The sequence below is a fragment of the Mycobacterium sp. NGS57 genome (assembly GCF_059812405.1).
This window is the reverse complement of the sequence record NZ_JCALCP010000009.1, coordinates 163143-185704: the sequence shown is the minus strand read 5'-3', so window position 1 is coordinate 185704 and position 22562 is coordinate 163143. Positions and strand designations below refer to the sequence as shown.

The 22562-nt window shown below is 68.6% G+C and carries 20 protein-coding genes, 2 tRNA genes and 1 pseudogene; 14 read left to right on the top strand and 9 right to left on the bottom strand.

Annotation, left to right across the window (positions count from 1 at the left end; translation table 11 throughout):
• Positions 1-33 precede the first annotated feature (33 nt).
• The 4 genes from rpmG to AC5Y43_RS18510 form a co-directional block, all read right to left on the bottom strand.
• A complete protein-coding gene (gene rpmG / locus AC5Y43_RS18525) occupies positions 34-201 on the bottom strand; it encodes a 50S ribosomal protein L33 (RefSeq protein WP_066907182.1) in 168 nt (55 codons plus the stop codon).
• A 35-nt stretch (positions 202-236) separates the two neighbouring features.
• Positions 237-310 (bottom strand) — tRNA-Met (locus tag AC5Y43_RS18520).
• 55 nt (positions 311-365) lie between these two features.
• Positions 366-438: transfer RNA gene (locus AC5Y43_RS18515), tRNA-Thr, on the bottom strand.
• A gap of 96 nt (positions 439-534) precedes the next feature.
• Entirely contained in the window at positions 535-744 is a 210-nt protein-coding gene (locus AC5Y43_RS18510; RefSeq protein ID WP_499974800.1) for a type II toxin-antitoxin system VapB family antitoxin, read from the bottom strand.
• Positions 745-873: 129 nt separating this feature from the next.
• On the opposite strand from AC5Y43_RS18510, the gene AC5Y43_RS18505 reads away from it, so the two are divergent.
• The 5 genes from AC5Y43_RS18505 to AC5Y43_RS18485 all read left to right on the top strand — a co-directional run bounded on the left by AC5Y43_RS18505 (position 874) and on the right by AC5Y43_RS18485 (position 6212).
• A complete protein-coding gene (locus tag AC5Y43_RS18505) occupies positions 874-1587 on the top strand; it encodes an MBL fold metallo-hydrolase (RefSeq protein WP_499974799.1) in 714 nt (237 codons plus the stop codon).
• A 132-nt stretch (positions 1588-1719) separates the two neighbouring features.
• Positions 1720-2553, top strand: coding sequence for a DUF8453 domain-containing protein (locus AC5Y43_RS18500; protein ID WP_499974798.1), 834 nt, complete (start codon positions 1720-1722; stop codon positions 2551-2553).
• A gap of 19 nt (positions 2554-2572) precedes the next feature.
• Positions 2573-3268, top strand: coding sequence for a crotonase/enoyl-CoA hydratase family protein (locus tag AC5Y43_RS18495; protein WP_499974796.1), 696 nt, complete (start codon positions 2573-2575; stop codon positions 3266-3268).
• 62 nt (positions 3269-3330) lie between these two features.
• Positions 3331-5730, top strand: coding sequence for a molybdopterin oxidoreductase family protein (locus AC5Y43_RS18490; RefSeq protein WP_499974795.1), 2400 nt, complete (start codon positions 3331-3333; stop codon positions 5728-5730).
• Positions 5731-5732: 2 nt separating this feature from the next.
• The gene (locus tag AC5Y43_RS18485) at positions 5733-6212 is read left to right on the top strand and encodes a hypothetical protein (RefSeq protein ID WP_499974794.1); all 480 of its coding nucleotides are present in this window, start codon (positions 5733-5735) and stop codon (positions 6210-6212) included.
• 116 nt (positions 6213-6328) lie between these two features.
• Here the strand turns inward: AC5Y43_RS18485 and AC5Y43_RS18480 are convergent, their stop codons facing one another.
• The 4 genes from AC5Y43_RS18480 to AC5Y43_RS18465 form a co-directional block, all read right to left on the bottom strand.
• Positions 6329-7333: a patatin-like phospholipase family protein gene (locus AC5Y43_RS18480; RefSeq protein ID WP_499974792.1), complete on the bottom strand. Its 1005-nt coding sequence runs from the start codon at positions 7331-7333 to the stop codon at positions 6329-6331.
• Entirely contained in the window at positions 7334-7789 is a 456-nt protein-coding gene (gene cynS / locus AC5Y43_RS18475; RefSeq protein ID WP_499974791.1) for a cyanase, read from the bottom strand.
• A 64-nt stretch (positions 7790-7853) separates the two neighbouring features.
• On the bottom strand, positions 7854-8603 hold the full coding sequence (locus AC5Y43_RS18470) for a class I SAM-dependent methyltransferase (RefSeq protein WP_499974790.1): 750 nt from the start codon (positions 8601-8603) through the stop codon (positions 7854-7856).
• Between the two features lie 4 nt (positions 8604-8607).
• On the bottom strand, positions 8608-9123 hold the full coding sequence (locus AC5Y43_RS18465) for a nitroreductase family protein (protein ID WP_499974997.1): 516 nt from the start codon (positions 9121-9123) through the stop codon (positions 8608-8610).
• A 105-nt stretch (positions 9124-9228) separates the two neighbouring features.
• Between AC5Y43_RS18465 and recC the strand changes: the two genes are divergently transcribed.
• The 3 genes from recC to recD are packed head-to-tail and all read left to right on the top strand — an operon-like array spanning position 9229 to position 17527.
• Positions 9229-12522 (top strand): exodeoxyribonuclease V subunit gamma, encoded by a 3294-nt coding sequence (gene recC / locus AC5Y43_RS18460; RefSeq protein ID WP_499974788.1) that lies wholly within the window; start codon positions 9229-9231, stop codon positions 12520-12522.
• On the top strand, positions 12522-15803 hold the full coding sequence (gene recB, locus AC5Y43_RS18455) for an exodeoxyribonuclease V subunit beta (RefSeq protein WP_499974787.1): 3282 nt from the start codon (positions 12522-12524) through the stop codon (positions 15801-15803). The genes recC and recB overlap by 1 nt, the downstream gene beginning before the upstream one ends.
• Entirely contained in the window at positions 15800-17527 is a 1728-nt protein-coding gene (gene recD / locus AC5Y43_RS18450; protein ID WP_499974785.1) for an exodeoxyribonuclease V subunit alpha, read from the top strand. Before recB ends, recD begins: the two co-directional genes overlap by 4 nt.
• Positions 17528-17548: 21 nt before the next feature.
• Here the strand turns inward: recD and AC5Y43_RS18445 are convergent, their stop codons facing one another.
• A complete protein-coding gene (locus tag AC5Y43_RS18445) occupies positions 17549-17773 on the bottom strand; it encodes an antitoxin (RefSeq protein WP_499974784.1) in 225 nt (74 codons plus the stop codon).
• 84 nt (positions 17774-17857) lie between these two features.
• Between AC5Y43_RS18445 and AC5Y43_RS18440 the strand changes: the two are divergent.
• The 6 genes and pseudogenes from AC5Y43_RS18440 to AC5Y43_RS18415 all read left to right on the top strand — a co-directional run.
• Positions 17858-19816, top strand: a pseudogene (locus tag AC5Y43_RS18440) (SEC-C metal-binding domain-containing protein); the annotation flags it as partial.
• A 29-nt stretch (positions 19817-19845) separates the two neighbouring features.
• Positions 19846-20550, top strand: coding sequence for a TVP38/TMEM64 family protein (locus AC5Y43_RS18435; protein WP_499974996.1), 705 nt, complete (start codon positions 19846-19848; stop codon positions 20548-20550).
• 195 nt (positions 20551-20745) lie between these two features.
• Positions 20746-21003, top strand: a complete 258-nt coding sequence (locus AC5Y43_RS18430; RefSeq protein WP_499974783.1) for a type II toxin-antitoxin system Phd/YefM family antitoxin — start codon at positions 20746-20748, stop codon at positions 21001-21003.
• Positions 20997-21392, top strand: coding sequence for a type II toxin-antitoxin system VapC family toxin (locus AC5Y43_RS18425; RefSeq protein WP_499974781.1), 396 nt, complete (start codon positions 20997-20999; stop codon positions 21390-21392). Before AC5Y43_RS18430 ends, AC5Y43_RS18425 begins: the two co-directional genes overlap by 7 nt.
• A 174-nt stretch (positions 21393-21566) precedes the next feature.
• Positions 21567-22121, top strand: a complete 555-nt coding sequence (locus AC5Y43_RS18420) for a hypothetical protein (protein WP_499974780.1) — start codon at positions 21567-21569, stop codon at positions 22119-22121.
• Entirely contained in the window at positions 22076-22348 is a 273-nt protein-coding gene (locus AC5Y43_RS18415) for a hypothetical protein (protein ID WP_499974779.1), read from the top strand. Before AC5Y43_RS18420 ends, AC5Y43_RS18415 begins: the two co-directional genes overlap by 46 nt.
• Positions 22349-22562 lie beyond the last annotated feature (214 nt).

The following is a 22562-nucleotide window of genomic DNA, read 5'->3' as shown; positions in this document are numbered from 1 at the left end:
ACCTAGTCGATCCCGATAAGTGCTTTTCGAAAGCTACCGTGTTTCGCGATGCGGCTGGTGCTTGCCGCAGTTGGGGCAGAACTTCTTCAGCTCCATCCGGTCGGGGTCGTTGCGGCGGTTCTTCTTGGTGATGTAGTTACGGTGCTTGCACACCTCGCATGCCAAGGTGATCTTCGGCCGCACGTCGGTACTGGAAGCCATGTCCGTTCTCTCTGCTCTGTTGCTGTGTTGAGTTGTAGCGATGGCCGGACTCGAACCGGCGACCTAACGATTATGAGTCGTTCGCTCTAACCGACTGAGCTACATCGCCTCTGGGCCACCCCAATGCCTGGGTAGGGGGCCGCCCGCCTGCTCGGCGTCCGCCGAGCCCCCTAACGGAATCGAACCGTTGACCTTTTCCTTACCATGGAAACGCTCTACCGACTGAGCTAAGGGGGCCGTTCACCCAAGCGGCAGTGCTGCCGCGGGGCCTAAAAGAGGGTACAGCCTGGCCCGCAACGTCACCAAACCACCGACGCGGCCCGAGTTGACTCCTCACCGCCCGTCGCCGCCGGAACGAGGCTGCCAGGCGTTGAGGTCGCTGAATTCGTCGTACTCGCTGTCTTGGTCGTCGTCCGCACCGGACTCGCCGATCAGGGTCCGCAGCGCGAGATGGACTGCCTCGCGCGTGTCAGCCAGGTGGAACCGACGTATCGCCTCTTGGACCAGATCGTCGTCGATTTCGATCTCGACCCTCTTCCTCATGCGCCCACAATACCCACTGAGCACAGCCCGAACCCATTGCCGACGGCCCGTTCGCGGCAAACACCGCCCGCCTGTCAAGCCCCGAGCGCCGCGTGTCGCCGAAGACCGCCGTAGCCCTAGTCTGGTCGGGTGGCAGACGACCGGTTGTACTTCCGTCAATTGCTCTCGGGTCGCGATTTCGCCCCCGGCGACATGTTCGCAACGCAGATGCGCAACTTCGCCTACCTGATCGGAGACCGTCAAACCGGGGACTGCCTCGTGGTCGATCCCGCGTACGCCGCGGGCGATCTGCTCGACGCGCTCGAGGCCGACGGCATGCACCTGTCCGGGGTCCTGGTGACCCATCACCACCCCGACCATGTGGGCGGGAAGATGATGGGCTTCGAACTGAAGGGCCTGGCCGAGCTGCTGGAGCGGGCACCCGTGCCGGTGCACGTGAACACCCATGAGGCCCTTTGGGTTTCGCGGGTCACGGGCATCGGCATGGCAGACCTCACCACCCATGAAGGCCACGACAAAGTCAGCGTCGGGGACATCGAAATCGAGCTGCTGCACACTCCCGGCCACACGCCGGGCAGCCAGTGCTTCCTGCTCGAGGACCGCCTGGTCGCCGGTGACACGCTGTTCCTCGACGGTTGCGGGCGCACCGACTTTCCCGGCGGCGACTCCGACGAGATGTACCGCAGTCTGCAGCGGCTCGCCACGCTGCCCGGGGATCCGACAGTGTTTCCCGGGCATTGGTATTCGGCGGAGCCGAGCGCATCGCTGTCGGAGGTCAAACGCTCCAATTACGTGTACCGGGCCGCTGATCTTGATCAGTGGCGAATGCTGATGGGTGGTTAAGCGGCCCGCGAATTCGGGCGATATCGAACCGGTTTGTTTGGGGGTCAACAATGCGCGTCGGGCCGCTCTAGTATCGGGCCAGCGAAACTTCCGGCCGACGACCACTGTGATATAAGCGGAAGGGTGGATCTCATGGGGTGGATCCAGAACGCCTGGCACGGGGTCACCAATATTTCGTCGGGCACCTGGTTGGCGTGGGCGGCCTGGGCGGCAATTTTGCTGAGCCTCGTCGCACTGCTGCTGGTGAACCGGCAGCTCAGACTCAACCGGCGGCTGGCCGCGGAGCAGACGCGCCCCCAAGTCGCGATGTTCATGGAACCGCATCCGGCGGATTGGCATGTGATCGAACTCGTGGTCCGAAATTTCGGGAAGACCGCCGCCTACGACATCCGGTTCTCGTTTCCGACACCACCCACGGTGGCCGAATACGAAAACGCCGCCGACGGCTATGCCGACGTCGTCGAACTGCAGCTGCCGCGCGAATTGCCGGTGCTCGCGCCGGGCCAGGAATGGCGGATGGTCTGGGATTCGGCGCTCGACCGCGCCGAGATCGGAAGCGGCATCGAGTCCCGCTTCGCCGGGTCGGTCACTTATCACGACCGCCCCGAGAAGCCGCGCGGTTGGCGGTTCTGGCAGGGCGAGCGGCCCGTGCTGCAGACCGATGTAGTCCTGGACTGGGACGCGCTGCCGCCGGTTCAGCGCATCGAGTTGATGACGACCCACGACCTGGCGAAGCGCGAAAAGCAGAAGCTGGAGCTGCTGCGCGGCCTGCTGACCTACTTCCACTACGCGAGCAAGGAAACCCGCGCCGACGTGTTCCGCAGCGAGATCGAGCGGATCAACGGCGCCGTGCAGGAGACCCAGGACAGGTGGCGCACCCGCCAGCTCGACGCGCCCACCGATGTCAGCCTGCGCTGGGGCAACGGCGAGAAGAATCTCGCCAAGCACCGCAGCCAGCACGTCTGACTGATCGAAGGAGCAACCCATGAGCGGCCCGGTCCATTACAGCCTCAAGGATTCCATCGCCGTCATCCGGATGGACGATGGCAAGGTCAACGCGCTGGGCCCCACCATGCAACAGGCTCTCAACGAGGCGATCGACCGGGCCGATGGCGACAACGCCGGGGCGCTGGTGATCACCGGCAACGAGCGGGTGTTCAGCGGCGGGTTCGACCTGAAGATCCTCACCTCCGGCCAGGCCCAACCCGCGATCGACATGTTGCGCGGCGGCTTCGAACTGGCCTATCGGCTGTTGTCCTCCCCCAAGCCGGTGGTGATGGCCTGCACCGGTCACGCCATCGCGATGGGCGCGTTCCTGTTGACGTCCGGCGACCACCGGGTCGCCGCCCACGCCTACAACATCCAGGCCAACGAGGTGGCGATCGGCATGGTCATCCCCTACGCGGCCCTGGAGATCATCAAGCTGCGGCTTACGCCCGCCGCTTACCAGCAGGCCGCCGGGCTGGCCAAGACGTTCTTCGGTGAAACCGCCCTGGCCGCGGGTTTTGTCGACGAGATCGTGTTGCCCGAGATGGTCGTCGACCGCGCCGAGGAGGCCGCGCGCGAATTCGCCGGCCTGCATCAGCACGCCCACGCCGCAACCAAGTTGCGCGTCCGCGCCGACGCGCTCAAGGCTATCCGCGCCGGGATCGACGGGATCGAGGCCGAATTCGGCCTCTGACGCCCGGGCCCGGGCCCGCCCGTGCGGGTTTCGTGCGGGGGCGCCCGGGTACTTCTCCCGGCGTGACGTCAGACCGCATCGCCGACCCCTGGGGAATCCGGACGCCGTATGCACCGGGCACCGAGTGGCCGGAACGGGTCGACACCTATCTCGCCGACGGGATCGCGGCCGAATCGGTGGACCGCTGGGTGCAGTCGGCGGCGGTGTTGCACTCCAACGGCGACGGCCTGGACATCGCCGTCAAGGACGGGCGAATCGTGGGGGTGCGCGGACGCGCCGTCGACCGGGTCAACCGCGGCCGACTCGACCCGAAGGACTTGTTCGGCTGGCAGGCCAACGCTTCCCCGGATCGGCTCACCACCCCGCTGATCCGGGTGGGCGGCGAACTGCAGCCCTGCGACTGGGACACCGCGATGGAGCGGATCGTCAAGCGCAGCAAGCAATTACTCGACGACTTCGGGCCCAGTTCGATCGGCTTCTACACGTCCGGGCAGCTGTTCCTCGAGGCGTATTACACCCAGGGGGCCATCGCGCACGGAGCAATCGGCACCAACCACGTCGACGGCAACACCCGGCTGTGCACGGCGACCGCGGCCGAGGCGCTGAAGGAATCGTTCGGCTGCGACGGACAGCCCGGTTCCTACACCGATGTCGACCACGCCGACGTCATCGCGCTGTTCGGCCACAACGTCGCCGAGACTCAGACGGTGCTGTGGGCGCGGATGCTGGACCGGCTGGCCGGCGATTCGCCGCCGGCGATCGTGTGCGTCGATCCGCGGCTCACGCCGGTGGCCAGGCGCGCGACCGTTCACCTGGCGCCGCTGCCGGGCACCAACGTGGCGCTGATGAACGGGCTGCTGCACGAGATCATCGCCAACGGCTGGATCGACCGGGACTACATCGACGCGCACACAGTCGGTTTCGACGAACTGCGCAAACGGGTCGACGAATTCCCACCCGAGCGGGCCGCCGAGATCTGCGGCGTGGCGGCAGACGACATCCGCAGCGCCGCGCGGCTGTTGGGCACCGCGCAGCGGTTGCTGTCCACCGTCCTGCAGGGCTTCTACCAGTCGCACCAGGCCACTGCGGCGGCCGTGCAGGTCAACAACATTCACCTGGTGCGTGGCATGCTGGGTAAGCCCGGCTGCGGCATCCTGCAGATGAACGGTCAGCCCACCGCGGAGAACACCCGCGAGTGCGGCGCGAACGGGGACCTGGCCGGCTTCCGCAACTGGTCCAACGACGCCCACATCCAAGACCTGGCGAAGCTGTGGAACCTTGAGCCGCTTCAGATTCCGCACTACGCACCCCCGACCCACGCGATGCAGATGTTCCGGTTCGCCGAAGAGGGGACCCTGCGGATGTTGTGGGTCAGCGCCACCAATCCCGCGGTTTCGCTGCCCGAGCTGGCGCGCGTCCGCGCCATCCTGTCCCAGGATCGACTTTTCCTCGTCGTGCAGGACATCTTCATGACCGAGACGGCCGCGCTGGCCGACGTGGTGCTGCCCGCCGCGGCGTGGGGCGAGAAGACCGGCACCTTCACCAACGCCGACCGCACCGTGCACCTGTCCGAAAAGGCCGTGGAGCCACCGGGTTCCGCGCGTTCGGACCTCGACATCTTCCTGGATTACGCGCGCCGGATGGACTTCCGCGACAAGGACGGCCACGCGTTTCCCCCCTGGACCGATCCGGAGTCGGCCTTCGAGGCCTGGAAGAAGTGCAGCGCGGGCCGGCCGTGCGACTACACGGGCCTGACGTATGAGAAGCTGCGCGGCGGCAGCGGGATCCAATGGCCTTGCAACGCCGAGCATCCCGACGGCACCGAACGGCTGTACTCCGACAGCGAGTTCTGGTCGCATCCGGACTACTGCGAGGCCTTCGGCAAGGACCTGATCACCGGCGCCCCGCTGCAACCCGACGAATACCGCTCGATGAACGCCTACGCCAAGGCGATCATCAAGGCGGCCGAGTACGTGCCTCCACACGAACGGCCCGGCCCCGACTACCCGTTCGCGTTGATCACCGGCCGCACTGTCTATCACTTCCACACCCGCACCAAAACCGCCCGGGCGCCGCAGCTTCAGGCCGCCGCGCCCGAGGTGTGGGTCGAGGTCTCGCAGGCCGACGCGCGCCGCCTGGGCATCGAGGAGGGCGACGCCGTCGAGGTGCGCACGCCTCGGGGCTGCATCAGGTGCGCGGTCCGGATCTGCGGCATTCGCGAGGGGGTACTGTTCGTGCCGTTCCATTACGGCTACTGGGACACCGACGGAGGCGGTCATCACCGGGCGGGCAACGAACTCACGCTGACGGACTGGGACCCGGTGTCCAAGCAGCCGATCTTCAAGACGGCGGCCGCCCGGCTGCAGAAATGCCGGACGAGCCGCGCGCGGCGAGCCGGCGGAAACGGTGCGGCGTCCGCGCATGCCACGGCGGTTGCCGGAGCCCTGCCGGCGGGAGGCTAGCCGTGAAGCTCAAATTGGCCATCCGCGAGCTTCATCGCTCCGAACGCAAAATCGCCCACGAACTCAACGTGGTGGCGGCCCGGCACCACAGCGACCAGGACGTCTGCCACCTGGCGCAGGACATGGCCGGCTGGTCGCGGCACCACCTCAGCGAGCTGGCCGAGCATGGTCGCCGCTATGGCCTGCGGCTGTCGGCCGAGCCGCGCACCGGCGCGATCACCGGCCTTTTGCAGTCGCGGATCGGCGGCATGCTGCGGCGCCGGCCCGAACCCGCACTGGTGCTCCTGGCCGACCTCCGGCGGATCCACCGGCTGGCCGCCGGGGTGTCGCTGGACTGGGAACTGCTGGCGCAGGGCGCGCAGGCCGCCAAGGATTCCGAGCTGCTGAGCCTGACGTCGCGCTGCCATCCCGAGACGCTGCGCCAGATGCGCTGGGCCAACGCCATGCTCAAAGAGCTCTCGCCTCAGGTCTTGATGAGCTGACAGCAGCGAACGCGGTGGCCGGGAAACACCTGGCCACCGCGTTGCTCGCCTCCTCGCGGCCCAGTCTGACACGCGCACAGGGTGCCGTCACTTCACCCGTTTGCCGGCGTGACGGTTCACCGGAACTGGCCGAGGTATTCCCGCCAATCCCACGTGGAAAGAAACGCCTGCGCCGCCGCGTAACCGTTCTCGTAGAGCCTTTCGAGGCGGCCTCTGGGGATATCGAAGTCGAGGACGCCGACATCGGTCGATTCGACTGCGATTGCGCGAGCGGCGACCCACGGCTGGCTGAGGTGGGTCTCGTCGTGACCCGCCAACATGGTGGTGAGGAGGCTTTCCAGCAACGCCGTCTGTTCGAAGAGACGCAGTGGTTTCAGCGCGGGCATCACCGCACCGATCCCCTCGGTGGGCCGCGGTAACACCGTGATCCCAAACGTGGGCCAGCGCGGCGGTTTGCGGTCAGGCCGATCGAAGGTATCGATCGGAAAGTTCGACAGGACACCGCCGTCAACGAGGGTAGATGTTGCCCCGCCGGCGCCGGTGAGCTTGACCGGGCGGTAGAAGAACGGAATCGCCATCGAAGCCCGCACGGCGTCGGCGACGGGCTGCTCGTCGGGGTCGAGACCATACAGCCGTGAGTAGTCCCATGGGAATCGCACCAGCTGTGCCGCGGTTACGTCAGCGACGGTGACCACCAGCTTGTAGTGCCGTCCCCCCGGCAGGTGCTCGTCATCGAGGACCAAATCGCCGAAGGTGGTGACACCGAGATTCTTCAACTCACTCCGAATCCACTCATGTGCGACGTCGCCCCGATACATGCTCGTTTCCCGTAGTAGCCCCCACGCGGCACCGACAAAAGGAACGGGTCCGGCGTCGCGCCACTTGCGCAGCGGCACCGAAAAAGCCAGTTCCTTGACTTCCTCGCCGGTCAGCTGGCCATCGTTCGACGCGGCCGCCAGGACAGCCGCGACCACCGAGCCCGCCGAAACACCCGACACCCGCTTGATCGAATATCCGGCATCCATCAGCGCGACGATCGCGCCCACCAGGCCGATGAATTTGACGCCGCCGCCGGAGAGCACAAGATCCACGAGTTTCGGCTGGCCTCCCTTGGCGGCCATCTACTTATCCGCCGAAACCCATTCGTAGGGAAGGAATTTCCCGTCGAAGGTCACCACGACCCGGTCGCCGGACGGGTGCGGCATCTTTTGCAGGTCGACGCTGAAATTGATCGCGCTCATGATGCCGTCCCCGAACTGCTCGTGGATCACTTCCTTGATGGCGCCCCCGTAGACCTGAAGGACTTCGTAGAAGCGGTAGATGGTCGGGTCGGTCGGCACGGCCCTGGGCAGGCCGCCGCGCATCGGCGGCGCCGCCAGCACGGGCACCGCGGATTCGTCGAGGCCGAGCATCCCGATCAGGACCTTGCCGAGCTCGGCGGGTATCGGATGCTGGCCCAGCAACGCCGATGTCGTCCACAGCACCGGCCTGCCGACCGCATCGGCCAACTCCTGCCACGTCAGCCCCCTCGCCAGCCGCGCGACGACGATCTGTTCGGTGAGTTCGTTTCTCGTCATGGGTCCCAGCATGCACGCCGGGATGAGGTTTGGCGACGGCCGACGCCTCGCAGAGACCGGACCATCACTCCGGCTTCGTCGCGGTGACCAACCGCGTGGAAAACCAGGGGCCGCCGTACCACATGCGCCATCCGAGGTTGCGGCGCTTGACATTTCGCCAGCCCAGTTCCCGCAGATGCTCGGCGTGCTGACGGGTCTCCCACAGATCGGCGATGGCCACCCGGCCACCCGGCCGCAACACCCGAACGGCTTCGTCCAGCGCCTGTCGCCGGCCGGCGCGGGTCGGAATGTTGTGGATCGCCAAACTGCTGACGACGACGTCCACGCTTTCGTCGGCCAACGGCAGGGCGGTCATGTCGGCGGTGCGGACCTCGACGCGTTCGGCGACGTCTTCCACCGAGGCGTTTGCCAGCGTTGCATCCTGCGAGTTCTCGGTCTGGTCGGCCTGCCACAGGTCGACACCGATCGCGCGGCCCCGCGGCAGCCGCTTGGCCGCGGCGAGCAGCACGGCGCCGCGCCCGCACCCGAGGTCGAGCACCGTTTCGTCGCCACGCAGCCGCAGCCCGTCGAGCACCCGGGCCCACACCACGAACTTGCCCGAGCGCGTCGCGTAGATGTACCAGGCCGCCGTCCCGATGATCTGCAGCGCCGACACCCCCGCGAGCGCCGCCGCCAGCCGCCTGCCACGCGCGGCGCAAAGGCCCGCCGCGCCGAGCAGGGCCGCGGATCCGGCTCCCACGGTTGCCAATTGGGTTCCGGCCGAGACGGTGTGGAAGGACCCGTCGTATCCGTAGTCGCCCCGGTGCTCGGGCATCGCCTCACCACCGCCCGTGATGAACGACCTCGGAAAACGGTCGGCGATTCGGCCGGCGGATCGGGGCAAGCGGCCGGTCGGCGGGATAGCCGATGCCGAGCAGGAAAGCCACCTGGTGGTCGTCGGGCACGCCGAGGATGGCGCGTGCCTTGTCCTGGTCGCCCACCGACGAATGACCCGTCCCGATACCCAGGTCGGTGGCCGCGATCATCATCGCCATCGTGGCCTGACCGATGTCGTAGGTGTCGGTGACCAGCCGGCGCTCGCTCGGCGGTACCGGGACCACCAGCGCGATCGCGGCCGGCGCGGCAGCGATGTGGCCCGCGCCTTGCCAGACCGTCGACAACTCCTGCAGCTGGTCCCGGTCGGTGACGATCACAAAGTCCCACGGCTGCCGGTTCTTCGCCGACGGCGCCCGCCAGCCCGCCTCGGCGATCCGGTCCAAGTCCTGCGCCGAGACCTGCTCCGACTTGTACTGCCGCACGTTGCGCCGCGCACGGATCGCGTCCCAAGCTTCCATGTGGTTCTCCCTCTCGTCCCCGCCCATGCTGCCACCACCGCCGAACGGCATGTCGGCACCGAACCCTCCCCGGCTGTCGGTGCGGCGTTCTATGGTGGCAGCGCAATGGGCCTCCATCTCCACCGTGCCGAACGCACCGACCTACTCGCCGATGGTCTCGGCGCCCTGCTGGCCAACCCGCTGCCCGACCCGTTCGCCGAGGAGCTCGTGCTGGTGCCGGCGCGCGGCGTCGAGCGCTGGCTGAGCCAGCGGCTTTCGCACGTCCTGGGGTGCAGGCCCGGCGCCGGCGACGGGGTGTGCGCGGGGGTGGTGTTCCGCAGCCCGGCGTCGCTGGTCGCGGAGCTCACCGGCATCGTCGAGGACGATCCCTGGTCGCCCGATGCCCTCGCGTGGCCGCTGCTCGAGGTGATCGACGCGAGCCTCGACGAGCCATGGTGCGCAACCCTGGCAAAGCACTTGGGCCACTTCGACACTGACGCCGCCGAGGCCGAGGCGCGCAGGGGCCGCCGTTACGCCGTGGCGCGGCGGCTGGCCGGGCTGTTCGCCTCCTACGCCCGGCAGCGTCCGCAGCTGCTCGTCGACTGGCTGGACGGCAACGCGGCCGGCCTCGACGAGGACCTGCGCTGGCAGCCGGACCTCTGGCGGGCGCTGGTCGAGCGCGTCGAGGCCGATCCCCCGCACGTCCGCCACCAGAACGCCGTCGCGCGCCTGCGCGAAGGCCCCACCGACCTGCCGCAGCGGCTGTCGCTGTTCGGGCACACCCGCCTGGCGTGCACCGACGTCGAGTTGCTCGACGCGCTGGCCACCCATCACGAGCTGCACCTGTGGCTGCCACACCCCAGCGACGAGCTGTGGTGGGCGCTGGCCGGCACCCACGGCGCGGTACCGCGGCGCGCCGACACCAGCCGGACCGCCGCCTCCCATCCGCTGCTCGAGACGCTGGGCCGCGATCTGCGCGAACTGCAGCGCGCACTGCCCTCCGACGCGGCGAGCGACGAATTCATCGGCGGCACACCGAGACCCGACACGCTGCTGGGCTGGCTGCAGGCCGACATCGCCGCCAACGCTCTTCGGCCCGCCAGTCGGACGCTGGCCGCGGCGGACCGCTCGGTGCAGGTGCACAGCTGCCACGGCCCCACGCGGCAGATCGACGTGCTGCGTGAGGTGTTGCTGGGCCTGTTGGCGGACGATCCGACGCTGCAGCCCCGCGACATCGTGGTGATGTGCACCGATATCGAGAAGTACGCGCCGCTCATCATCGCCGGCTTCGGACTCGGCCAGGTCACGGGCTCAGGGTTTGGGAGCCATCCCGCGCACCAACTGCGGGTGCGGCTCGCCGACCGCTCGCTGACGCAGACGAATCGACTGCTGGGTGTGGCGGCCGAACTGCTTGCCATCGCGGACAGCCGGGCCACCGCCAGCCAGCTGTTGAACCTTGCCCAGGCCGATCCGGTGCGGGCCCGGTTCGGGATCACCGACGACGACCTCGACGCCATCACCGAATGGGTCCGCTCGGCAAACATCCGTTGGGGCTTCGACCCCGACTATCGCCGGCCCTACGGCCTGGACAAGATCGTGCACAACACCTGGCGGTTCGGCCTCGACCGCATCCTGACCGGGGTGGCGATGTCCGACGACTCGCAGGCCTGGTTGGGCACGGCACTCCCCCTCGACGATGTCGGCAGCAATCGGGTGGAGCTGGCCGGGCGGCTCGCCGAGTTTATCGATCGTCTCCAACGCGCCATCGAAACCCTCAGCGGCACACAATCATTGGCCGACTGGCTGGACGCGCTGACCGTGGGCATCGACGCGCTCACCCGCTCGGACGACGCCTGGGAAAGCGCGCAGTTGCAACGCGAATTCGCCGAGGTCGCCGCGCAGGCCCGCGCCCGGGCGTCGGCGCCGCTGCGGCTGCCCGACGTGCGCGCGCTGCTGTCCACGCGGTTGGCGGGCCGGCCCACCCGGGCCAACTTCCGCACCGGCACCCTGACCGCGTGCACCATGGTCCCCATGCGCTCGGTGCCGCACCGGGTGGTTTGCCTGGTCGGACTCGACGACGGCGTCTTTCCGCGACTGGATGTCCCCGACGGCGACGACGCGCTGGCCCGCGAGCCGATGACCGGAGAGCGCGACATCCGTTCCGAGGACCGGCAATTGCTGCTCGACGCGGTGTGCGCGGCGGGCGAGACGCTGGTGATCACCTACACCGGCAACGACGAGCACACCGGTCACCCGCGCCCGCCCGCGGTTCCCCTCGCCGAGGTGCTCGACACGCTGGACCGGACGACCGAGACCCCGGTCCGCGAGCACGTCCTGATCCAACACCCCTTGCAGCCGTTCGACAGCAAGAACGTCACCGTCGGTGAACTGGTGCCCGGGCAGACCTTCACGTTCGACCCGGCGGCGTTGGCGGCGGCGCAGGCGGCTACTGGAAAGCGGCGCGCGCCGACGGCTTTCATCACCGCCGCACTGCCGGCCGCACCTCTCGACGACGTGCCACTGGCCGATCTGCTCGACTTTTACAAGGATCCGGTCAAGGGTTTCTTCCGCGCGCTGGACTGCACGCTGCCGTGGGATGTCGACGGGGTCGAGGACGAAATGCCGGTCGACATCGACCCGCTGGAATCCTGGGTCGTCGGCGACCGGATGCTGCACGACATGTTGCGGGGCATGGACCGCAAGGTGGCGATGAACGCCGAGTGGCGCCGCGGCACGCTGCCGCCCCAGCGCCTGGGTTGGCGCAAGGCCGAAGCGATCAGCCAGACGGCCGCTCGACTGGCCGACGCCGCCCGAAGCCATCAGCGGGTGCAGGCGCGGGCATACGACGTCGCCGTCGATCTGGGCGCCCGACGGCGCGTCACCGGCACCGTCAATCGGGTGTTCGAGAGCCGCATCGTCGCGGTGAGCTACTCCCGGCTGGCCGCCAAACACAAACTCCAGGCGTGGATCTCGCTGGTAGCCCTTGCCGCCGGACACCCGGGCGGTGCCTGGACCGCGATCTGCGTCGGGCGCGGCAGCAAAGACACGATCGAGGTGTGTGCACTGGACGCACCATCCGATCCCGTGACCGTATTACGGGATCTGGTCGGGATTTTCGACGCGGGACGCCGGGAGCCATTGCCGTTGCCACTCAAGACGTCCTACGCGTGGGCCGAGCGCCGCGCACGCGGACGGGATCCGGTGAAATACGCCGTCGGCAAATGGGAGTCCAACAACTTCCACGACGGCGAGGACAGCGAGCCGGCGCACGTGCGGGTGTGGGGATTCAAGGCCCCGTTCGACGTATTGCTCGGGCCGCCCGAACCGGATCTGGCGATGCCGGGCGAGGACACCCGGCTCGGGGCGCTGGCCGCGCGCCTGTGGCTGCCGCTGCTGGGGTCCGAAAGGAGGCCCGGCTGATGGATCCGTTCAATCTGCTGGGCCCGCTGCCGGCGGCGGGCTCCACCACCGTGCTGGAGGCCAGCGCGGGCACCGGCAAGACCTTCGCGTTGGCGGGGCTGGTCACCCGCTATCTCGCCGAGACCGATGCGGCGCTCGAGGAGATGCTGCTGATCACGTTCAACCGTGCCGCCAGCCGGGAGCTGCGCGAACGCGTACGCGATCAGATCTCTCAGGCCCTCGCCGCCTTGGAGGGCCGGGCGGAGGCGGCCAACGACCTCGTCGAGCACCTGACGCAGGGCAGCGACGCCGAGCGCACCCTACGACGGACACGGCTGCGCGACGCGCTGGCGAACTTCGACGCCGCCACCATCGCCACCACGCACGAGTTCTGCGCCCGGGTGCTGAAATCTCTTGGCGTGGCCGGTGATACGGCCGAGGGCGTCACGCTTGTCGAAAGCCTGGATGACCTGGTCACCGAAATCGTCGACGACCTCTACCTGGCCCGGTTCGGTGGTAGCGAAAGCGAGCCGCCACTGGCCTATCAGCAGGCGCTGACCCTGGCGCGCGACATCGTCGACGACCCGTGTGCCCAGCTGCGCCCGCTCGATCCCGAGCCGGACAGCACGGCCGCCGCGCGGGTGCGCTTCGCCAACGACGTGCTCACCGAGTTCGAACATCGCAAGCGCCGCCGGGCCGTCGCCGGCTTCAACGACCTGTTGACGGGCCTCGCGAAAGCCCTTGAGGCAGAGGACTCACCGGCCCGCAACCGGATGCGCGGACGGTGGCGGATCGTGCTGGTCGACGAATTTCAGGACACCGACCCGATCCAATGGCGGGTGCTCGAGTGCGCGTTCGCCGGCCACTCCACGCTGATCCTGATCGGCGATCCGAAGCAGGCCATCTACGGATTCCGCGGCGGCGACATCCACACGTATCTCAAAGCGGCCCGCACCGCCGGAGCCCGCTACACACTGGACGTCAACTGGCGCAGCGATCGCGCGCTGGTGGACAGCCTGCAGGCCGTGCTGCGTGGTGCGGCGCTGGGCCACCCCGACATCGTCGTGCACGAAATCCGCGCCCAGCACGGCGGACACCGGCTGGCCGGTGCGCCCCGCAACGCGCCATTCCGGCTGCGTGTCGTCAAACGGGCCGCGCTCGGCTACGACGAGACCGACAACATCCCGATCGGCGCGCTGCGCGGGCACATTCCCGCCGATCTGGCCGGCGACATCGGCGCGTTGCTGGCCTCCGGCGCCACCTACGACGGCAGGCCCGTCGCGGCCGGTGATATCGCGGTGATCGTCGAGCAGCACCGCGACGCGCGGGCCTGTCGGGACGCACTCGCCGCGGCCGGCATCCCGGCGATCTACACCGGCGACACCGACGTCTTCGAGTCGCAGGCCGCCAAGGACTGGCTGTGCCTGCTGGAGGCGTTCGACGCACCGCACCGCAGCGGGCTGGTCCGCGCCGCGGCGTGCACGATGTTCTTCGGCGAGTCCGCGGAAACCCTTGCCGCCGAGGGCGATGCGCTGACCGACCGGGTGTCCACCACGATGCGGGACTGGGCCGCCCGGGCGCGCCAGCGCGGGATCGCCGCGGTCTTCGAGGCCGCGCAGCTGCGCGGCATGGGCCGTCGCGTGCTGGGGCAATGGGGCGGCGAGCGGCACCTGACCGACCTGGCGCACATCGCGCAACTGCTGCACGAGACCGCGCATCGGGAGCGCTATGGCCTTCCGGCGCTGCGGGATTGGCTGCGTCGCCAATGCACCGACCGCACCGGCGAGTCCGAGCGCAACCGCCGGCTGGACAGCGACGCCGCCGCGGTGCAGATCATGACCGTATTCGTGGCCAAGGGTTTGCAGTTCCCCATCGTGTATCTGCCGTTCGCCTTCAACCGCAACATCCGCAAGGGCGACATCCGGCTCTATCACGACGAGGACGACGTCCGCTGTCTGCACGTCGGCGGCGCGGACAGCCCCGATCGTCCCCGCGTCGAGGAGCTCTACCGAATGGAGGAGGCGCGCAACAACATCCGGGTGACCTATGTCGCTCTGACCCGGGCCCAGTCGCAGGTGGTGGCGTGGTGGGCGCCTTCGGCGGACGAGCGCAACGGCGGGCTCTCGCGGCTGTTGCGGGGCCGTGGCGGAGGCGAGGCGGTAGTGCCGGACAGGTGCGACGCGGCAATCACCGACGAGGACGCCGCGGCGTTGTTCGCGCGGTGGCAGGGTGCCGGCGGGCCGTCGGTGGAGGAGTCCGCGGTCGTGGCGCCGGCGGCCAGGCCCGCCGCGCCGCCCGTCCCCCCATTGGAGGTGCGGCATTTCCATCGCACGATCGACACCGGGTGGCGACGTACCTCGTATTCGGCGCTGGTTCGCGGTAGTGATTCCACCACTTCGATCGGCGCGGGCAGCGAGCCCGAGGTCGGGGTGCGCGACGACGAGGCGGAGGGCGTCGTGGTCACCGCGCCCGGAGTCGGCCAGGACATCGAGTCGCCGCTGACCGGGATGCCCGCCGGTGCGGCATTCGGGTCACTGGTGCACGCGGTGCTCGAGACCGCCGACCCCGCCGCGCCCGACCTTGTTGACGAACTGGAAGCACAGGTTCGGCGGCACTTGCCCTGGTGGCCGGTCGACGCCGACCCGGTCGCACTTGCCGCCGCCCTGGTGCCGATGAACGACACAGCGTTGGGACCGTTGGCCGACAGCTTGACGTTGCGCCAGATCGGCTTGCGGGATCGCCTGCGGGAGCTGGACTTCGAAATCCCGCTGGCCGGCGGCGACGTGCGTGTCACCGCGCCCGACGTGCCGTTGTCCGATGTGGGCGGGCTGCTGCGCATCCACCTGCCCCCCGATGATCCGCTCGCGCCGTACGCCCAACGCTTGACGTCGGCCGAGCTGGGCGGTCAATCGCTGCGCGGCTACCTGGCCGGTTCGATCGACGCGGTGCTCCGGCTGCCCGAGCAGCGCTACCTGGTGGTGGATTACAAGACCAACCACCTCGGCGACACCGCCGCCGATTACAGCCCGGACCGGTTGGCCGAGGCGATGCTGCACTCGGACTATCCACTGCAGGCGCTGTTGTATACCGTTGTGCTGCATCGGTTTCTGCGCTGGCGGCAGCCCGGCTACGACGCGGCGCGGCATATCGGCGGGGTGCTGTATCTGTTCGTGCGGGGCATGTGTGGCGCCGGCACGCCGGTGGTCGACGGGCATCCGTGCGGGGTGTTCAGCTGGCGGCCGCCGGCCGGGCTGGTGGCGGCCCTGTCGGATTTGTTGGACGAGGGGAGGCGCGCCGCGTGACGGCCGATGTCGAGATCGCGGTCGGCGCCGAAGGCCTGCTGCGCGCCTTCAGCGAGGCCGGGGTGCTCGACTTTGCGGATGTGCATGTGGCGCAACGGCTCTGCGCGCTGGCCGTGGAGGACGACGAGCGGGTGGCGCTGGCCGCGGCGCTGGTGGTGCGCGCGCTGCGGGGCGGATCGGTGTGCGTCGAACTGGCGGCAATCGCGGGGACCGTGGGGTTAGACGACGCGCCGTGGCCGGATCCGGCCGAATGGCTGGCCGCGGTGCGCGCCAGCCCGCTGCTGGGCGAACCGCCGGTGCTGCATCTCTATGACGGTCGGCTGCTCTACCTCGACCGGTATTGGCGCGAAGAAAAGCAGGTGTGTGACGACCTGATCGCGCTGCTGGCGTGCACGCCGCGCGCCGAAGTGCGCGCCTCCGAACGACTCTTCCCGTCCGACTACCACGAGCAACGGGAAGCGGCGGAAATCGCGCTGTCGCAGGCGGTCACGGTGCTCACCGGTGGACCCGGCACCGGCAAGACGACCACGGTCGCGCGACTGCTCGCGGAGGTGGCCGAGCAGGCGGAGCTCACCGGCTCGGCACGGCCGCGGATCGCGCTGGCGGCCCCGACGGGCAAGGCGGCCGCCCGGCTGGCCGAGGCGGTGCAGCTGCAATTGGCCCGGCTGGATGCGCCCGACCGCGCGCGGCTGGACGGGCTGGAGGCGATGACGCTGCATCGGCTGCTGGGCCGGCGGCCGGACTCGTCGTCGCGGTTCCGCCACGATCGCGGAAACCGGTTGCCGCACGACGTGATTGTGGTCGACGAGACCTCGATGGTGTCGCTGACCCTGATGGCGCGGCTGCTGGAAGCGGTGCGCCCGGACGCCCGGCTGATTCTGGTCGGCGACCCCGACCAGCTGGCGTCGGTGGAGGCCGGCGCGGTGCTCGCCGACCTGGTGGACGGGTTGTCCGGCCGCGACGACGTGCGGGTGGCGGCGTTGCGGACGTCGCACCGGTTCGGCCAGTCCATCGGGTTTCTCGCCGACGCGATCCGGACCGGGGACGCGGACGCTGCGCTGGCGTTGCTGCGGTCGGGCGACGAGCACATCGAGTTCATCGAATTCGGCGAGGGCGACTCGTCGGAGCGCTTGCGGCCGATCCTGCTGCCGCACGCGCTTCGGTTGCGTGAGGCGGGCTTGTTGGGGGCCGCCGATGTTGCCCTGGGGACCCTGGATGAGCATCGGCTGCTGTGCGCGCACCGGCAGGGGCCGTCCGGGGTGCGGCGCTGGAATCGGCAAGTGGAGAACTGGCTTTCGGAGGAGACCGGCCTGCCGCCGTGGTCGGAGTGGTACGCCGGGCGCCCGCTCTTGGTGAGCGCGAACGACTACGCTCTGCGCATCTACAACGGCGACACCGGTGTGGCGGTGTCCGGCCCCGACGGCTTGCGGGTCGTCATCGCCGCCGCGACCGGTCCGCTGTATTTCGCGACCAGCCGCCTCAGCGACGTCGAGACCATGCACGCGATGACGATCCACAAATCGCAGGGCAGCCAGGCCGACGAGGTGACGGTGCTGCTGCCGGGCGAGGAGTCGCGGTTGCTGACGCGGGAGTTGTTCTATACCGCGGTGACCCGCGCGAAGCAAAAGGTGCGCATCGTCGGGTCAGAGGAATCCGCGCGGGCCGCGATCGGGCGGCGTGCGGTGCGGGCCAGCGGGTTGGCGGCCCGGTTGCGCGCGCTCTGAGGGTTAGTCGGAACGCCGCCGTCACTCGTCCTGTAACGAGCGCACGTCTTCCGACGTCACGACCGTCCCGACGCTTACCAGAGGCAGTCCGGTGGCCGGATCTCTGGAGATCACAGCGCTGCCACCTGTCCTGAGGCCGCGTCGGACGAGATCCGAGACGGTTTCGCTCAACGTGCGGCCGGTGTCTCGCGCAATCGCCAGCGCCTGTGCGTAGAGATCCTGAGGAAGATCGATTGTGGCGCGCATATCACAGTCTAGCGTTCATGCCGATTCGGCACGGTCGGTCGGCGTCCTCGCGTCTGGGCACGGCGAGGAATAGGGTGGTTCCTCGTGGCGGAAGCGTTTGACCTGGTACAGACCGTTGCGGCAATCCTGACCGAACACGGCCCGCTGAACTCGGACGACTTCACGCGACGATTGCGTGACAGCGGCACGGCCGGACCCGACGCCAAGATCGACGAAATCAACTGGCCAGTAGCGCAATTGGCCGATGAGCGCTGGGTATGGCTGCCGGCGGTGCTGGCCGGGCGGGTGTTCACGCACCGGATCAGCGCGGTCGAGCTGGCCCACGACATGCTGGAGGTGACCCCGGACCTGAGCCCGCTCACCCCGCTGTGTGAGCACGGGTATGCGCGGTTCGCCGACGGGTCGCCGGCGACGGTGGCGATGCCGGACTACGACGACGATCTGCTCGAGCAGCGCGGAATTTCCGACGAGCTGGCCGACCCGGTCGGGGCGCTGCTCCTGGCGCCCGGCACGCTGGCCGCGTTGGGCGTGGCGGAGGGCGACCTGGTCGGGGTGCGGATCAGCGAACGGGGGCTGGCGGTCGAACGGGTGACGGCGCTCGCGGATGGTGCTGCGGGCGAACAGCTGGCGGCGGCGGCAACTGTCGACGAGCCGACGGACGTCGCCGGCGTCGTGTGGACCGCCTGCGTCGCGGACCCCGCGTTGTTCACCGAATCGCTGCCGCCCATCGGCGAGATCATTGATGAGATCGATCTGGCGTATGACGGGATCCACCTGGCATCCCCCGGATTCGACTTCGCCAGTTGGCATTTCGATCTGGGGTGCACCGCACTGGCCGCGCGACACGAGCTCGACCGCGAGGAGGCGGTACCGCTCTACACGCTGGTCAAGCTGTACGAGCAGGTCTCGGCGATTACGGAGGCTCTCGTCGAGGCGGACGACGGATTGGAGGACGTTTCGACCGAAGGGACCAGGGACGCCCCGGAGCTCGAAGACGAGGAGTTCGCCGGCCTGGTCGCCGCGGCGGGCGCCGCGCTCGCCGACCCACTGGTGGCCGAGCTGCTGCTGGCCGAAACCATCGACATCGACCCCCGCGGGGCGGCCGCGCTGGGCCTGTTCGCCGAGATCCTCGAGCCGAAGGTGCCGCGTTCGGCGCGAGTCGCGTGTCACTGGCTGCGTTCGGTGGCGCTGGAGCGGATCGGCGACATCGAGGCGGCCGAACACGAGCTGCTGGCGGCCGAGTCGATGGATCCGGGCTGGCCGCTGACCTTGGTGGCCTTGGCGCGGTTCGCCTCCGACCGCGGTGACGCCGAGCACGGGTTGGCGTTGCTGCGCCGCGCTGAGGCCGATCCGGATAGCCCGCTCGTGGAGTTGTTGGAGCAACATCGGGCGGCGCCGCGCACCGACCTCGGCCGAAATGAGCCGTGCTGGTGCGGATCTGGCCGCAAGTACAAGAAGTGCCACCTCGGCAGCGAGCAGCTACCGTTGGCTGCGCGGGCGGGCTGGTTGTACGCGAAAGCCTGCCAGCACGCGCTGCTGAACGGGTGGGACGGGTTGGTGGAAGACGTCGCGTGGGAGCGCTGCCGTCACGCCATCGCCGACGATCCCGACGTGCTGGACGAGGCGCTGGCCGATCCGCTGGTGCTGGACGCGGTGCTGTTCGAAGGTGGCGCGTTTGCGGAGTTCCTGAAGGTCCGCGGGTCGCTGCTGCCTGACGACGAGCGCCAGCTGGCCGAGCGGTGGGCGTCCACGGATCGGTCGGTGTTCGAGGTCGAGGAAGTCGAGCGCGGGCAGGGCGTCACCGTGCGCGACGCGCGCACCGGCGACACGCACGAGGTGCGTGACCGAACCGCGAGCCAACAGGTGCAGCCAGGACAGCTGGTGTGCACGCGCGTGGCGCCCGCTGGGGACACCATGCAATTTTTCGGCGGGGTGGAACCGGTCGCCCCCCACGAGCGCGACGCGCTGGTCAACCTGCTCAACACGGAACCCGATCCGATGGAGTTGGTGGCGCTGCTGAGCCGTCGGTCCGCGTGGCCGAGCGGATGAAACGGGGACGAATCGCGGTCACCATGGCCGACACCGACGGTTCCGCACCGACGTCCCGACGACGCCACATCGCGCGGCTCGCCGTGTTCGCGGGATTCCTGTTGGCGCTGTACGTTCTGGTCGCCGTCACGCATGTGGTCGATGTCGAGGTGGTGCGGCGCATGGTGTCAGCGACCGGTCCCGCGGCGCCACTGACCTATGTCGTGGTATCGGCCGTGCTGGGAGCGCTGTTCGTACCCGGCTCGATTCTGGCCGCGGGCAGCGGGGTTCTGTTCGGTCCCGCGGTTGGCATCGTGGTGACGCTGGGCGCGGCGGTGGGTACCGCGATCGTCGCCAGTCTCGTCGGGCGCCGGGCAGGCCGGGAGAGCGCACGAGCGCTGCTGGGGGCCCAGCGCGCCGACCGCATCGACGCGCTCATCGAACGGCGCGGGCTGTGGGCCGTCGTTGGTCAGCGCTTTGTCCCTGGCATATCCGACGCGCTGGCCTCCTACACCTTCGGCGCATTCGGAGTCCCGTTGTGGCAGATGGCTGTTGGGTCGTCCATCGGTTCGGTTCCGCGCGCGTTCGCCTACACCGCGCTGGGCGCCTCGATCGCGAATCCGTCGTCGCCGCTGGCCTACGCGGCGATAGCGGTGTGGTGCGTGAGCGCCATTGTCGGCGCGTTCGCCGCGCGGCATGGATACCGAACCTGGCGGGCGCACGCTCGCGGCGGTGACGGCGCCGATTGACCGATGTGGCCGGTTGTCGCGCGTAGGTGGACAATCCGTTGACCGCTCCCGCACCGGGCCACTGTGTCGGATGTGATTGGCGCGCCTCGTGATGCGCGCGCCAGTCACATCCGCCACACCTGACTCCCGCCGGAAGGACTGCTCTTTCTGCCCGCCTCTCAGCGACAAAAATGAAACTTCTGCTACGCTCGTAGCATGTCTGCTACGATCCCTGCGCGGGACCTTCGCAACCGCACCGCCGAGGTGTTGCGCCGCGTCGCGGCCGGCGAGGAAATCGAAGTGCTCAAGGACAACCGCCCCGTCGCGAGGATCGTTCCGTTGGCCCGGCGCCGCCAATGGTTGCCCGCCGCCGAAGTGATCAACGAGCTCGTGCGGCTGGGACCCGATACCACCGGGCTCGGCGAGGAACTGCGGGACGCCCTGTCGCAGACCACGGACGACGTGACGTGGTAACGGTCCGCCGAGCCCTGGCCGACACGTCGGTCTTTATCGGGATTGAGGCGGCACGATTCGACGCCAGCCAGTTCGCCGGCTACGAGTGGGGCGTTTCTGCGATCACGCTTGGCGAGTTACGACTCGGGGTGTTGCAGGCCTCCGGCCCAGAGGCCGCTGCGCGCCGACTCTCGACTTATCAACTGGCACAACGGTTCGAACCCCTTAATATCGACGAGCGCGTTTCCGACGCGTGGGCATTGCTGGTCTCGCGGCTACGCGCTGCCAATCAGCGAGTGCCGATCAATGACAGTTGGATCGCGGCGACGGCGATCGCCCACAGCATTCCGATCGTGACCCAAGACGATGACTACTCCGCGATGCCCGGTCTCGAGGTCATAGCGATCTGACGGTTCGGACGGCACCAGCCCGGCCGCAGACCGCGGGAATTGCACCTCGGCATGGCCGTCTACGAAACAAACCAGAATTTTGCGGAGTAGCCGAAGCTCCCGATGACTGCCAGTCCCGGCGCAGGGGAATCCCCTGGCGCCTGACTTGTCGGTAGGCCCTCGCATCATTGATCCGTGACCGATGAATGGGCGAGCCGGCACGACGGCCCAACCGACGATACGACTACAGCCGACGACGATCTCCGGTTCGCCGAAATAGCCCATACCGCCGACGACTTGGCACGGCTCATCCGCGACCGACCCGCCTACTGGGAGTGGGCGGCGTTCGGCTCAGTGCTCGTTCAGCGCAAAGCCGCACTGCGCCAGGAGCTTCACCATCACCGCATCGGCCACGCGCCGCCGTCCGGGGACCGCATCACCACAGTCGACGAGTTGACCGCGCTGGTGCGCGACACCGTCACCGACATCGAGCTCCGCGTCAACGGCATTGACAGCTATTTACGGTCACCGGCTTTGAGATCGGTGTTCGGCACCGGGGGATGCGACTCCGGCGCCGACGGCATCGTCGGTGCGGCCGACACGATCATGGAGTTCTACGCCGCCCACCTGCACCTGGCCCGGCGCGTCCGGGGCGTCTCGGCTCCCGACAAGTTTCCCGCGTCATCGAGAACACCGCCCACCTTGTGGACCGATCACTGGACGGCGTCGATCGGTTCCTCACCGAGCTGATCGGCACCATCGACTTGCTACCGACCATGTCGCTCGCCTCCGGGGGCGATCCGCTTTTCCACGAAATTCCGTTCAATCTGCACATGGACAATGCCCTGTTGGCCAGCATCGTCGCGCGGCTCAACCGGCTCAACGGCCACTACATCGGTGCGTTGCGGTGTGGTGTGATTGGGCGTGTCGCCAGAAGGCCCCTCGGGCAAAGACTCGGGGCTTGGCTACTTGACTGAAGTTGCCCCGATCGCAGGATCCAGACACGCCGACAACGTTGCCTACAGGCGATGCGTCAACGTCACGGCCTCTCCTCGACTTCCGACCGCACGCTCGTCCCCGATCACGCCTAGCTTCCAGGCGCCCGCCCACCCACTCCTTGGACAAAAATTGAACAACGCGCAAAATATGTCGGCCGCCACCAGTATGGTCGCCTGCGTGGCAGTACCAGCT

Excerpts from the sequence above, each read along its gene's own strand:
- AC5Y43_RS18480 (WP_499974792.1), bottom strand. The coding sequence starts at position 7,333 with ATGGCCGCCAAGGGAGGCCAGCCGAAACTCGTGGATCTTGTGCTCTCC.
- cynS (WP_499974791.1), bottom strand. The coding sequence starts at position 7,789 with ATGACGAGAAACGAACTCACCGAACAGATCGTCGTCGCGCGGCTGGCG.
- AC5Y43_RS18445 (WP_499974784.1), bottom strand. The coding sequence starts at position 17,773 with ATGCGCGCCACAATCGATCTTCCTCAGGATCTCTACGCACAGGCGCTG.
- AC5Y43_RS18500 (WP_499974798.1), top strand. The coding sequence starts at position 1,720 with ATGGGGTGGATCCAGAACGCCTGGCACGGGGTCACCAATATTTCGTCG.
- rpmG (WP_066907182.1), bottom strand. The coding sequence starts at position 201 with ATGGCTTCCAGTACCGACGTGCGGCCGAAGATCACCTTGGCATGCGAG.
- AC5Y43_RS18465 (WP_499974997.1), bottom strand. The coding sequence starts at position 9,123 with ATGGAAGCTTGGGACGCGATCCGTGCGCGGCGCAACGTGCGGCAGTAC.
- recC (WP_499974788.1), top strand. The coding sequence starts at position 9,229 with ATGGGCCTCCATCTCCACCGTGCCGAACGCACCGACCTACTCGCCGAT.
- AC5Y43_RS18470 (WP_499974790.1), bottom strand. The coding sequence starts at position 8,603 with ATGCCCGAGCACCGGGGCGACTACGGATACGACGGGTCCTTCCACACC.
- AC5Y43_RS18435 (WP_499974996.1), top strand. The coding sequence starts at position 19,846 with ATGGCCGACACCGACGGTTCCGCACCGACGTCCCGACGACGCCACATC.
- AC5Y43_RS18510 (WP_499974800.1), bottom strand. The coding sequence starts at position 744 with ATGAGGAAGAGGGTCGAGATCGAAATCGACGACGATCTGGTCCAAGAG.
- AC5Y43_RS18430 (WP_499974783.1), top strand. The coding sequence starts at position 20,746 with ATGTCTGCTACGATCCCTGCGCGGGACCTTCGCAACCGCACCGCCGAG.
- AC5Y43_RS18495 (WP_499974796.1), top strand. The coding sequence starts at position 2,573 with ATGAGCGGCCCGGTCCATTACAGCCTCAAGGATTCCATCGCCGTCATC.
- recB (WP_499974787.1), top strand. The coding sequence starts at position 12,522 with ATGGATCCGTTCAATCTGCTGGGCCCGCTGCCGGCGGCGGGCTCCACC.